Origin of the sequence: Paraburkholderia sp. J11-2 (assembly GCF_905220185.1) — a bacterium.
Taxonomy (GTDB): domain Bacteria; phylum Pseudomonadota; class Gammaproteobacteria; order Burkholderiales; family Burkholderiaceae; genus Paraburkholderia.
This window is the reverse complement of record NZ_CAJMYY010000034.1, coordinates 15,675-27,465: the sequence shown is the minus strand read 5'-3', so window position 1 is coordinate 27,465 and position 11,791 is coordinate 15,675. Positions and strand designations below refer to the sequence as shown.

The 11,791-nt window shown below is 62.2% G+C and carries 12 protein-coding genes; 7 read left to right on the top strand and 5 right to left on the bottom strand.

What is annotated here, in order from left to right:
* Positions 1-6: 6 nt before the first annotated feature.
* Together U5A57_RS34730 and U5A57_RS34725 are read right to left on the bottom strand one after the other, a co-directional pair.
* A complete protein-coding gene (locus U5A57_RS34730; RefSeq protein WP_321916189.1) occupies positions 7-663 on the bottom strand; it encodes a response regulator transcription factor in 657 nt (218 codons plus the stop codon).
* 46 nt (positions 664-709) lie between these two features.
* Positions 710-1,423 carry a response regulator transcription factor gene (locus tag U5A57_RS34725; RefSeq protein WP_415774693.1) on the bottom strand — a complete coding sequence of 238 codons (714 nt, stop codon included), beginning with the start codon at positions 1,421-1,423 and terminating at the stop codon, positions 710-712.
* Between the two features lie 278 nt (positions 1,424-1,701).
* On the opposite strand from U5A57_RS34725, the gene U5A57_RS34720 reads away from it, so the two are divergent.
* Both U5A57_RS34720 and U5A57_RS34715 read left to right on the top strand, forming a co-directional pair.
* Positions 1,702-2,076, top strand: coding sequence for a response regulator transcription factor (locus U5A57_RS34720; protein WP_321916188.1), 375 nt, complete (start codon positions 1,702-1,704; stop codon positions 2,074-2,076).
* Positions 2,077-2,246: 170 nt separating this feature from the next.
* Entirely contained in the window at positions 2,247-2,609 is a 363-nt protein-coding gene (locus tag U5A57_RS34715) for a BON domain-containing protein (RefSeq protein WP_321916187.1), read from the top strand.
* Between the two features lie 87 nt (positions 2,610-2,696).
* Here U5A57_RS34715 and U5A57_RS34710 read toward each other — a convergent pair whose 3' ends face one another.
* Positions 2,697-3,965: a condensation domain-containing protein gene (locus U5A57_RS34710; protein ID WP_321916186.1), complete on the bottom strand. Its 1,269-nt coding sequence runs from the start codon at positions 3,963-3,965 to the stop codon at positions 2,697-2,699.
* A 370-nt stretch (positions 3,966-4,335) separates the two neighbouring features.
* Between U5A57_RS34710 and U5A57_RS34705 the strand changes: the two genes are divergently transcribed.
* From U5A57_RS34705 to U5A57_RS34695, 3 genes are all read left to right on the top strand, one after another.
* Entirely contained in the window at positions 4,336-4,887 is a 552-nt protein-coding gene (locus U5A57_RS34705) for an RNA polymerase sigma factor (RefSeq protein WP_321916185.1), read from the top strand.
* The gene (locus U5A57_RS34700) at positions 4,884-5,822 is read left to right on the top strand and encodes an anti-sigma factor (protein WP_321916184.1); all 939 of its coding nucleotides are present in this window, start codon (positions 4,884-4,886) and stop codon (positions 5,820-5,822) included. The genes U5A57_RS34705 and U5A57_RS34700 overlap by 4 nt, the downstream gene beginning before the upstream one ends.
* 228 nt (positions 5,823-6,050) lie before the next feature.
* The gene (locus U5A57_RS34695; RefSeq protein ID WP_321916183.1) at positions 6,051-6,500 is read left to right on the top strand and encodes a universal stress protein; all 450 of its coding nucleotides are present in this window, start codon (positions 6,051-6,053) and stop codon (positions 6,498-6,500) included.
* A gap of 47 nt (positions 6,501-6,547) precedes the next feature.
* Here the strand turns inward: U5A57_RS34695 and U5A57_RS34690 are convergent, their stop codons facing one another.
* Together U5A57_RS34690 and U5A57_RS34685 are read right to left on the bottom strand one after the other, a co-directional pair.
* Positions 6,548-7,591: a sensor histidine kinase gene (locus tag U5A57_RS34690; protein WP_321916182.1), complete on the bottom strand. Its 1,044-nt coding sequence runs from the start codon at positions 7,589-7,591 to the stop codon at positions 6,548-6,550.
* A 261-nt stretch (positions 7,592-7,852) separates the two neighbouring features.
* Positions 7,853-9,133 (bottom strand): epoxide hydrolase, encoded by a 1,281-nt coding sequence (locus U5A57_RS34685; protein ID WP_321916181.1) that lies wholly within the window; start codon positions 9,131-9,133, stop codon positions 7,853-7,855.
* 337 nt (positions 9,134-9,470) lie between these two features.
* Between U5A57_RS34685 and U5A57_RS34680 the strand changes: the two genes are divergently transcribed.
* On the top strand, positions 9,471-10,262 hold the full coding sequence (locus U5A57_RS34680) for a response regulator (protein WP_321916180.1): 792 nt from the start codon (positions 9,471-9,473) through the stop codon (positions 10,260-10,262).
* 299 nt (positions 10,263-10,561) lie between these two features.
* On the top strand, positions 10,562-11,764 hold the full coding sequence (locus U5A57_RS34675) for a cytochrome P450 (RefSeq protein ID WP_321916179.1): 1,203 nt from the start codon (positions 10,562-10,564) through the stop codon (positions 11,762-11,764).
* Positions 11,765-11,791 lie beyond the last annotated feature (27 nt).

Sequence of the window (11,791 nt, the reverse complement as noted above, 5' to 3'; positions counted from 1 at the left end):
GCGCCATTAATTGCGCGCGTGCCCGGCTGCGCTAATGACCTCCATCTTCCTCACGAGATCGGCGACCGACTGCGCTTCGAGCTTGCGCATGGCGGAACTGCGATGAATCTTGATCGTGATCTCGCTCAGCTTCAATTCGCCCGCAATCTGCTTGTTCAGAAAGCCTTCCACCACGTACGACACGACTTCGCGCTCGCGCGCGGTCAACTGGTCGTAGCGCGCGCGTAGCGCCGCCTCCGAGCGGGCGCGTTCGCGCCACGCGGCATGGCTCGCGATGGCGGTCGTTACGGCATCGATCACGCGCTGCTCGCGCACAGGTTTCGTAAGAAAGTCGATCGCGCCCGCCTTCATGGCACGCACCGACATTTCAATGTCGCCGTGCGCCGTCATGAAGATAATGGGCATGTCCACTTCATAGCGGTGCGCGCTCTGCTGAAAGGTCAGGCCGCTCTCGCCGCGCAGGCGCACGTCCAGCAGCAAACAGCCCGGCACGTCTTCTTTCGGCGCCAGCAGGAATTCGTCGATGCGCGTGAACGTGCGCGTGGCGAAGCCGGACGAGCGCAGCAGGCTCGAAAGCGCCGCGCAAATCGACTCGTCGTCGTCGATCACGTAGACAACCGCACCCTCCCCCCCTGGCGCAATACGAACCGCGTCTTTCTCCATTACCGTTCCCCTGCAACCATGCACGTTATCTCCGGCGAATCGTTCATCAATCGTGGGTACGCGGATCGGCTATCGACCCGGCGTCGCCTCCGATCTGCAGCGTCCGGATTTTTCGCACCAGGTCCGCCGTCGTGCGCGCGGCAAGCTTCTTCATCGCTCTCGCGCGGTAAATCTTCACGGTCATCTCGCTGAGTGCGAGTTTGCTCGCCGCCGCCTTGTTCATATACCCCGCGGCAACGAGCACGGCGATATCGCGCTCTCGCGGCGTCAAAGTCGAAAACCGCTCTCTGAGCGTGCTCGACTGGCTCAGCCTCATCAAACGCGCCGCGTCGCGCTGCAACGCCTCGGTCACGGACTCGATCATGTCCTGCTCGCGAAACGGCTTGGTCAGGAAATTGATGGCGCCGCCTTTCATGGCGCGAACCGACATTTCAATATCGCCATATCCGCTCATGAAAATAATCGGCATGACGATTTCATTTTCCGCCGCCCATGCCTGAAACTCGAGACCGCTCTCGCCTTTTAACCGCACATCGAGTATCAGGCAACTCGGAATATCGGCCTGCACGCGCTCGCAAAATTGCGCTGTGGCCGGGAAGGTCTCGACATGAAACCCCACCGATTCGAGCAGGCTCTTGAGTCCTTCCCGAAGCTTTTCGTCATCGTCGACGACAAAGACTTTCGATGCAGCGTGCTCCGTGCAAGCCCGGCTCGCCTCCACGGACGCGCGCTTGCCACGATCGCTCTCGATTTGGTACATGCCAAACTCCACCGGTTGCTGATTTCAGGCGTCAACCCAAAGGGAATGCCGCGCGCGAGGCGCGCGATTGCGCGATGATTGGTAAGCGTTGTGTGCTCGGCGAGGGGCGTGCGGTGGGTGAACCCTCATTTCCCCCTTGCATCTTACCTACGGATTGCGGCAAACCCTATCTATACCTCCGTATGATTTCGGCGGCTTGGGGGCTCCGGTAAGCTTATGCCGCGTACACGCGACGGATCACAGCCATACCGCCTCCAGCACGCCACGGGAGATATTCATTGTGTACGCCACAAGTCATCTGGGTGGTTGACGACGACCCTTCGGTCCGTTCCGGCCTTTCCAGCTTGCTACGCTCGCTCGATTACGACGTCGTGACATTCGAGTCCGGCATGGATCTGCTGGCCGCCGTGGGCGAGCGGCACCCGCGCTGCATCATTTCGGACGTCCAGATGCCCGGCATGACCGGCGTCGACATGTTTTTGCGCCTGATTGGCGCGGGCATACGCATACCCACGATTTTCGTCACGGCCTACCCCATGCCCGAACTCCAGAGCCTGGCGCTGGACAATGGCGCGAGCGCGTTCCTCATCAAGCCCGTCAGGGCCAGGGATCTCGCCGCCGCCGTCGCCGTGGCAGCCGGTAGCGCAGCGTAAATCGTCGCGGATCGCCGGAGCATCCCAAGGTATAGTGCGCCGTTGACATTCGTATAGGACGAACCACCTAACGTCTGATAGAGCCAGGACGGCCCGCGGTCTATGCTTCCCACCGGGCAAGACCCGCTTCGACAACTCCTCGTTCATACTCAACGTCAACAGGTGATTCCATGACGCTTCGCTCCAAGGCACTTACGGCCGCACTCGCCGCGCTGCTCTCCTCCGCCGCTCTCGCACAAACCACGACGACCGGCGACACGCCCGCACTGACCAGGCAGCAGATCCGCGCACAAATGCGCGCCGACCGCGCCGCCAATCACGCATTGGCGAAAAAGGTCCGCGAAGCCCTGTACAAGGACCACGACCTGAACGACACGGACATCGCCGTGTTCGCCAATACGCGCACGGGCAAGGTCATCCTGGCGGGCACGATTCTCGACGAATCGCAGGACCAGGTCGCTCAGGACGTCGCAGCGAAAGTGCCGGGCGTTCAGCAGGTCGCAACCAAGCTGACGCTGTACGCAGCGCCCTGATCAACACTACCCCAACGCTCCCGGTTTCACCGTAAGCGAGTGCGCCGGCCATGCCGGCGCACGTCAAGTTTCACCTCGCCCGCAACACTAGGCAGCAACGGCCTCGCTCAGCACGGCGCACACTTCATCGAGCAGTCCTGGCATGGCCGTGTAGCTCGCCTGCGTGAGACGCAACACCCCCCCTTGCGTGCAGACGCCCACGACCTGATCGTCCTTGAAGCCCGAACTCACGATCGGCCCCCATAGCGCCTTCAGCGCAAAACCTTCGTAGGCCGAAGCGACCGGCTCGCGGCCCAGGTTCGAAAGCAGCACGTCGAACGCCAGCATGTGCGAAAGAAAACCCGCGGTGTCTTCAACGGAAGGATTCGACGACATGAATGCATCCAGCGCTTTCGTTTCCTGTACGACCGATGCGTGCGTTTGCGCGGGTGCGAGCAGGGCCTTGACCTCGCGTGCCGCGTCCCAGAACGGTGCGCCTTGCGGACGATCGTCGACCGTCACGGTCTGCGTGATGTACACGCCGTTGGCCTGGCCCATGCCGCCCACGGTTCGGCGCACGTCGATCGGCGAAACGGTACGCACCGAACGCTCGCGCCACGCCTGCGACAAGCGCCGCCCCGCTTCATTGACCGCTGCCGCGAGCGCGCCGTGCACTGTCGTGCGCTCCATGCGCGATCGCTCCACAACGGCCCGCGTGAGCGGCGCGCTGAGCGCAAGCGCGGCGACCTCGGCACGCGCGCCCGAAGCCGCGCGGAACACCTTGGGCTCGGGCGCCGGCGCCATCGCGCCGGGCACGGTGGCCGTGGCCATTTGCGCTCTCAACAGGCTTTCCAGCGGCTGCACGAGGGGCAGACTCATGAGCGAGCCGCCCGCGAGCGCGCACAACAGATCCTCCATCACATAGGCGCCGCCCATGCCATCGAGCACCGAGTGATGCGCGGCGAGAATGACCGTCGAGCCGCGTTCACCTTGCAGCAAGGTTGCACGCACAAGCGGTGCAGTTGACCAGTCGAACGGTGCGTTCATTTCGCTCGCCGCCTCGACTTGCCACGAAGCCCTCGCATTCTCCACTACGCGCAGGGGAATCCGCGCATCGGGATCGCGATGAAACGCAGGGGCGCCGTCACCGCCGGCAACGATACGCGTGGAGAGCAACGGATGCCGCTGCTGGATCGCAAGCAATGCCGCATGCCACGCGCTGGGCTCGAACAAGCGGTCGATTTCCGCGACGAGCGCGAAATGAATCGCCCGATTGCGGTCGAGCAGCCAGAACAAGTGTTCCGTACCGCCAAGCGCCCGCACCCAAGCGGGCTCCTGTTTCATGGTGTTTTCGCTATCCGCTTGCTGATTTCGCATGTGAATTCCGTGTTTTTGAAAAGGGAGTGAAACGTTGAATGCAATCGCTTCCCCAACAAGAACACCTGTAAAGCGCGCTGCATTCCACGATGCATGCGCCGATCAGCACGACGTTTTGTGTCGCAATGTGTATGGCTTCCGCCATTGATACAAACACTTTCAATCAGCAGCCGGCCGGAAATATGGCAGATACCTTCTCCGGTTGTAATTCGTTTTGTCTCCTGCCCGTGAGGCGCCCGGCCCGTCAAGAAGATGAAGGCGGCCGGCGATAGCTGCGCGTATGGAATTTCAATCGCCCGCCGGGTGTTCTCGTCAAGGCGACGGTTTTGCCGCTTAACCCTATCGTCGAAAAATGAAAGCTACCGAGACGATGACTGTCGCCGAATTGTCGGCGCTCCTGCCTTCCATGCTTCCGCGATTGTGGGCGTTCGCGCTACGCATTTCGGGCGATCAGCATGATGCCGAAGACCTCGTGCAGCGGGCATGCGTGCGTGCGCTCGAACGCGCGCATCAGCTCGAGCCCGGAACCGCGCCGCTCAGCTGGATGTTCTCCATCGTTCAGTCCACGTGGCTCAACGAACTGCGCGCCCGCAATGTGCGCAACCGTTCGGGCATGGAATGGGATGACGGGTTTCTCGAAACTGTTCCCGATCCTTCCGCGAGAACGCCGGAAGAACAGGTCATGAATGGACAGATCATCCGCGCCGTTGAGCGATTACCCGAGGCGCAGCGCATTGTCATGCTGCTTGTCGCGGTGGAAGGGTTAAGCTACGGCGAAGCCGCCGAGGTGCTGGACGTACCGATCGGCACGATCATGAGCCGCCTTTCGCGGGCACGTCAGGCGATCGGCGCCCTGTTCAACGATCAGAAAAAAGAAAAGCGCGCGCCAAGCGCGGAGAACAGCAAGGAAATTGGGGCATGACTATGGATGACATCCTGCTCATGGCTTATGTCGACGGTGAACTCACGCCGCGTGAGCGCGAAGATGTGGAGAAGACAATTAGCGCGTCGCCCGAGATCGCGGAGCGCGTGGCGCTATTCACGGCGTCGGCGCTAAGGTATCGGCACGCCTTCGCACACCAGAAACTGCCGCCCGTTCCCAAGCGGCTCACGCTCAAGATCGAGCAGCTCAGCCGCGCGCATTTGGGCATGCCCGAGGCGGCGAGCAGCACGGACACCGCGCGCCGCGGCGCCACGGAACCTGCCTGGTTTGCGCGGCTTATCTCGCGTTGGCCGTTTCGCGTTGCGCTGCATCTGTCGCTGCCGGGTTTAGCCATGACATTCGCCGCGGGCGTGCTGAGCTGCGCGCTCGTGCTGCGACATGCAACAGACTGGGCGCGCAGCGACGGTGGTGCAGGCACCGGCGCGTTGCACACCGCGGCCGCGAGCGTCTCGCCATGGGTTGCCGCGGCGGTGAACTATCAGCAGCTTTACACGCGTGATACGGTTGCCTTCGACGCGCTTACGCCGGAAGTGGTCTCGCAGGTGATCGCGCAGATTCACGTCGACGACGGCGTACCGATACGTGTGCCGGACCTGCGTCCAGCGGGGCTTACATTCACGCGCATTCAACGATTGCGTTTTCACAACAGACCGCTCGTGCAGATCGTGTATCTACCCAAAACGGGTTTGCCGGTTGCCCTGTGCGTGATGAAGGACGAAAAACCGGACGCGAGCATGACGCACGAGCGTGTTGAAAGCATGAATGTGTTGACATGGCGGCGTGCCAACCTCAGCTACGCGCTAATTGCGTCGCTCGACGACGATCAGTTGCTCGCAATCGGCACAGCGATTGCAAAGGGCCAGAGGATCGAAACCGTGGGCCAGGTTGCGCCTGCTGGCCATGCTTCGGGTTGACGGCTTGCACGTTTTGTCGACCACTCTGGATTCCGAAATATTCCGAAATAATCTTGTTGCCGCAAACATCTCGGCGTCACGCGAACGAGCACGCCGCCGGGAATAAACACCGATAACGGACTGTTCTGATTGCGCGGCCGGACAATTCACCCTTTGGGACGATTGCGCTGGCCGACCTTCATGTTCAATCAGGCGCCGCCAGCGGCTCCGTTACGTTATCGGCACACCATGTCTTCCTTTTCCCGCATGCTGCTCGTGTACGACGGCACGAGCGAGGCCCAGGCCGCTCTGCAACGCTGCTCGCAACTCTCGCTCGCCTTGTCCGCTCTCGTCGATGTCGTCGCCGTCGTCGATTCCGAAAGCGTGAACGCAAGCTGCGCTGGCCTGCTTACCGACGTTGCCTATACTCACCTCGAGGAAATGGCCCGCAACACGCTCAGCGACGCCGTCACGCGGCTGGCCAATATCGGCATTACCGCAAACGGCTTCGTCAAATTCGGGCGAATCGCCGATGTCGTGGCGCGCCACGCGCAAACGTTCAACCCCGACCTCATCGTGCTCGGCCACCGCTCGAGAGCCGGCCGCTCGCGGTGGTGGAACGTGCGTCCCGCTCATGTCGATCTCGCCGAGCGCTTGTGCGGAACGACCATCGTTACCGTGACGCTGGCGTCTGCCTAGACATGTGCAACACAGCGCCGATGCCCCGGCAATTCGACTTGCCCGCCTCACGCTGCTGTCAACGGCAGCGTGAGGCGGGCCTCGAGGCCGCCTGTACGCCGGTTTTCGAGTTCCAGCTCGCCGCGCATGGCGAGCGTGAGGCGTCGCGCAATCGCGAGCCCGAGCCCCGAGCCCGACGCCGAAGCCGCCGTTTCGGGCGCGCGATACCAGGCCGCGAACACCGTTTCCAGACGGGCGGGCGCGATGCCCGGCCCCGAGTCGAGTACGGCCAGCACGAGACGTTGCGCCTCGACTCTCACGCTCAGGCGGACATCCACGCCGTAGCGCAGCGCATTGTCGATGAGATTCACAAGCACGCGGCGCAGCGCATGGGGACACGTCACCACGGGACGCCCCACCTGCCCCTCGAGTTCAACGGTGCGCCCGGCGTCCCGATAGTCGGCAATCAGCGCGCCGAGCAAACTGTCCGCATCGACCGAACGCATGGGCTCCTGGGCGCTGCATTGCATGCGCGCGCAGGAAAGACTGCCCTCGACCAGCTCGGTCATCTCCGCAAGATCGCGGGCGAGCGCGTCTCTTACTGCCGCTTCCTCCACGAGTTCCGCGCGCATGATCATGCGCGTAAGCGGCGTGCGCAAATCGTGCGCATAGGCGGCAAGCACGTGAAGCAACTCGGCCTGGCGGCGCGCGCGATGGCGCGCGCACACATTGAACGCGCGAGCGAGACGCGCAATGACAGCAGGCCCCGCGTCTTCGGACAGGACCGCTTGAGCATCTTCGCCGAGGCCGCGCTCGACCATGGCCGCCATGCGCTGAACGGATACCTGCAACTCGGCGAACTTCAGCGCCACGAGCGCCGCCACGAGTATGGCGGGCAGCATCATGGGCAAGCCGTAGCGCGCAAGCTCCTGCCACGGTACGGCATGCGTTGCGTACGAGGCGTAGGCGCAGGCCGCCGCAAGCAATACCCATAAAGGCCGCGACCACGCCTCGAAAGAGCGCCACGCGCCGCCGGGCGACGAAGCGCGCACCGCGCTTGCGTGCAGCGACGCCTTTGGCGTATTCGATGGGTCGATGGCGTGCGCGTTCATATTCGTTCTCCTGTACTGGCCGGGCCTCACCCGGCCGGGCCACTTTGCACCACAGGGGAACGCGCGTATTAGACAGACAGCTGGCACGCTGCCTGGAAACATCGGCTTCGCGGTACGCCCTGCCCGGCAGCGCCAGAATAGGCCACCTCAGGCGTACGGCGCCATTATATGAACGTATATCTTCAAACCTACGGATGGGTAAAACGGCGCGGCTCGCGTCCCGCACGCCAGGAACGACGAGCGTGCGGGACACAGCGGTTTTTACGCGAGCTTGCGCATCGGCCTGAACCCGGCGCGAACCTCCTGTGCGAACAGGAGCGGTTCTTCCCAGGCCGCGAAATGGCCGCCCTTATCGACTGTGTTGAAGTAGACGAGATTGTGATAACTGCGCTCCGCCCAGCTGCGCGGCGCCTGATAAATTTCTCCCGGAAACACGGTAATCGCCGCTGGCAAGCTGATATCGACCGCGTTGAAGTTATTCGAGTGATCTTCCCAGTAAATCTGTGCGGACGACGTCGCGCTGTTGGTGAGCCAGTACAGCGAAATATCGTCGAGAATCTCGTCGCGGGTCAGCGAACGTTCGGGAACACCGCCGCTATAAGTCCATTGGGAAATCTTGTCGTACATCCATGCCGCCTGGCCCACGGGCGAATCGGCGAGCGCGTAGCCCACCGTCTGCGGGCGCGTCACCATCATGGCCGAATAACCGCAGTTGTCGCGATAGAACACATTCAGCTTTTCGTACGCACGTGCCTCGTCCGGGGAAAGGTTCGCGGGTGCGGGCTCGCCCAGCGCAAGCAGCCGCGCAATATCCGGCGGCACGGTTGCCGGCATGTTCACGTGGATGCCGATCAAGCCCTTCACATGCTGCATGGCCATACGGTGCGAGACGACCGAGCCGCAATCGCCACCTTGGGAAACGAAACGTGCGTAGCCAAGGCGCGCCATCAGCTCACCCCAGGCCCGCGCAATATGATCGGAGCCCCAACCCGGCGTGGTCGGCTTTCCAGAAAAGCCGAAGCCGGGCAAGGACGGCACGACCACATGGAAAGCGTCGTCGGCGCTGCCGCCGAAAGCCGTGGGATCGGTCAGCGGTTTGATGGCCTTGGTTAGTTCGAGAATCGAGCCGGGCCAACCGTGCGTCATGATCATCGGCAACGCATTCTCGTGTTTCGAGCGCACATGAATGAACTGAATATCGAGCCCGTCTATTTCCGTCACGAACATGGGAAATTCATTGAGTTTCGCTTCGCCCTTGCGCCAGTCATAATCGGTGCCCCAATACTCGACCAACTGCTGCATGCGCGCGAGGCGAACACCTTGCGATCCGTCGGCCACGGTTTCTTTTCCAGGCCAACGCGTATTGGCAAGACGCCGCCGCAAATCGACAAGCGCAGCGTCAGGAATGTTCGCCTTGAATGGACGGATTTTCGCATTCGGCGTGTCGGCGTAAATTGCCTTGGGAAAGAGCGCAAATGCACCAGCCGCCGCCGATGCGGCTAGCAGGTGGCGTCGCATCGGAGAAAAATCATTCGAAGACATCGTTGGCTTCCTGTTCATGAGGGATAGTCGAATTGACGCGGCGACACGGCAACGCTTGTTTATTCGCGCTGACGATCGTTTCCGGAAAGTCGTCCCTCATTAAAGTCAGGCAATGTATCTCGTGTATGTCGGCAATGTAATCTTTCGTAAGCCGCACATAAACGCGGTCCACCCGGTTATATTTTTTATTACGGTGAAATACCCCTATACCAAGGTATATGACCTACTATCCTTAATCATCTGTCGACTCAATCCAGAATGGAATGGTCCGATCGTCTGCATCCGGTTACGCTGCTGGCAGCGGTAAATAGGCGCCGCTGCTCCGCTTATGACGATCATGGAAAAAATCGATCACATACTGCTTGTTGACGACGACCGCGGCATACGCGAACTGGTTGCCGGTTATCTCCAGCGAAACGGCATGCAGGTCGCGACCGCGTGCAACGGCAGGGAGATGCATGAGTATCTGGGAAGGCATACACCCGACCTCATCCTGCTCGACCTGATTCTGCCCGGCGAAGACGGTCTCGCGCTCTACCGCGGATTGCGCGAAAGCCGCCATCGCGCACTGCCCGTCGTCATGCTCACGGCCCGCTGCGATGTCACCGACCGCATTGTCGGGCTCGAAATGGGCGCGGACGACTATATGGCCAAGCCGTTTCAGGCGCGCGAACTGCTCGCCCGCATCCGTGCGGTGCTGCGCCGCACGCGCATGCTGCCGCCCGACCTGCAGCCCGTGGACGACACGCCGGTGCTCGGCTTCGGAGACTGGCGCCTCGACACCACCGCGCGCCATCTGCTCGAATCCGACGACACGGTCGTCGCGCTCAGCGGCGCCGAATATCGCTTGTTGCGCGTGTTTCTCGACCACGCGCAACGCGTATTGACACGCGACCAGTTGCTCAATCTCACGCAGCGGCGCAACGCCGACCCGTTCGACCGCTCGATCGATTTGCTGGTGAGCCGGCTGCGGCAGAAGTTGAACGACACGGCACGCGCGGCCCGTTACATCAAGACACTGCGTAACGAGGGCTACATTCTTTCCACGCCAGTGACGGTTCACCACGACGCGCGCGAAGCCTCGCCCGGCAACCGTGCAAGCGTTGAAAGCGAAGCGCTCTGTTTTTAGCGGCCCCTGCCTCTCAACAGGACGTCGTTGGGCTCGAGCCGATCTACGCGCACGCCTGACCGCCGCGGCGCCCGGTGCAAACGCGGCACGGAATAAACGCCGGGGCTCGGGTGTTCCAGTGAGATCGGCGCATTCGGGCGCGATGGGAGGCATGATGCGGTTTTCGGTACTCGGCGCCGGCGCGATCGTGCGATCGCGGTATGATCGCGGGCATCGCTACGCCTGCCAATCGCCTACACCACACGCTCGTCAAGCTGCTCGAAAAACCCGCCACTCACGCCTGACGACCTCTCACGCCCATGCAATTTTCCGACTTCTCCTCGCCTGCCTTCTACGCCAATCCGTATCCCCTTTACGAAAAGATTCGCGCAGCAGGGCCGATTCTGCCGGTTGGCCCCAAAGCCTTCGTGACCGGGCGCTTCGAGATCGTCGACGCCCTGTTGCGCGACCCGCACATGGGCAAGACCTATCTGCAAAGCGTGGCCGCGCGCTATGGCGCCGAGGCGACGGCGCAACCGGTGTTCCAGTCGCTCAGCCGTACCTTGCTGATGATGAATCCGCCCGCGCATACACGGTTACGCGCTTTGTTGATGAAGACCTTCAACGCGCGCGGCATCGAGAAGCTCACATCGATTGTCGAGGCGACAACGCATGAACTGCTCGAACGCGTGGCCTCGCACGCCGAATTCGATCTGGTCAGCGACTACGCGTTCCCGTTGCCCGTGCAGATCATCTGCCGGCTGCTCGACGTGCCCGTTACGGACGCGACCGCGCTAGGCGGCGCAGCAAGCCAGCTCGTCGCCGCATTCGATCTCGCACCGCTCGACGAAAACGGCTTGCGCGCGGCCAACGAAGCCGCGCTCACGCTCGAGTGTTACTTTCACGGCGTGATCGAGCGTCGCCGCGCCCACCCCGGCGACGATCTGATTTCCGCCATGCTCGGCGTGGAAGACGAAGGGTCGCGGCTAACGGACGAAGAAGTCGTGTCGAATGCGGTGCTGCTCTTCATTGCCGGGCACGAAACGACGTCGAACATGATTGGCAATATGATGATCGCGCTCTTTCGCCATCCGCAGCAAATGGAGGCGTTAAAGCATGACCCGAAGCTATTGCCGCGGGCGATCGCGGAGTGCATGCGTTACGACGGTGCGGTGCAAATGCTGGTCCGCACCGCGCTCGAAGACATCACGCTTGGCGAAGCCTCGCTCGCGCGCGGCTCCGTCGTGTTCATGCTGATCGGCTCGGCGAACCGCGATCCGGCCGCGTTTCCCGCGCCCGACACGCTGGACTTCGCGCGCGGCACGAGCACGCCAGCGGTCGCGTTCGGCGCGGGCATTCACTATTGCCTGGGCGCGCGGCTCGCCGCACTCGAAATGGATGTCGCGATGCGCTCCCTGCTTGCCCGCTTCCCCGAGATCCGTCCTGTGAATCTGGACGGACTGGTCTGGCATCGCCGCAACAACCTGCGCGGCGTGACGTCCTTGCGCGTGCACACGCGCTGACGCAGTACGGTGCGCCGGGCTGCAATG

Bases quoted from the DNA above. Each gene is read 5' to 3' on its own strand.
- U5A57_RS34685 (WP_321916181.1), bottom strand. From the start codon at position 9,133: ATGTCTTCGAATGATTTTTCTCCGATGCGACGCCACCTGCTAGCCGCA.
- U5A57_RS34675 (WP_321916179.1), top strand. From the start codon at position 10,562: ATGCAATTTTCCGACTTCTCCTCGCCTGCCTTCTACGCCAATCCGTAT.
- U5A57_RS34710 (WP_321916186.1), bottom strand. From the start codon at position 3,965: ATGCGAAATCAGCAAGCGGATAGCGAAAACACCATGAAACAGGAGCCC.
- U5A57_RS34730 (WP_321916189.1), bottom strand. From the start codon at position 663: ATGGAGAAAGACGCGGTTCGTATTGCGCCAGGGGGGGAGGGTGCGGTT.
- U5A57_RS34690 (WP_321916182.1), bottom strand. From the start codon at position 7,591: ATGAACGCGCACGCCATCGACCCATCGAATACGCCAAAGGCGTCGCTG.
- U5A57_RS34725 (WP_415774693.1), bottom strand. From the start codon at position 1,423: ATGTACCAAATCGAGAGCGATCGTGGCAAGCGCGCGTCCGTGGAGGCG.
- U5A57_RS34680 (WP_321916180.1), top strand. From the start codon at position 9,471: ATGGAAAAAATCGATCACATACTGCTTGTTGACGACGACCGCGGCATA.
- U5A57_RS34695 (WP_321916183.1), top strand. From the start codon at position 6,051: ATGTCTTCCTTTTCCCGCATGCTGCTCGTGTACGACGGCACGAGCGAG.
- U5A57_RS34715 (WP_321916187.1), top strand. From the start codon at position 2,247: ATGACGCTTCGCTCCAAGGCACTTACGGCCGCACTCGCCGCGCTGCTC.
- U5A57_RS34705 (WP_321916185.1), top strand. From the start codon at position 4,336: ATGACTGTCGCCGAATTGTCGGCGCTCCTGCCTTCCATGCTTCCGCGA.
- U5A57_RS34700 (WP_321916184.1), top strand. From the start codon at position 4,884: ATGACTATGGATGACATCCTGCTCATGGCTTATGTCGACGGTGAACTC.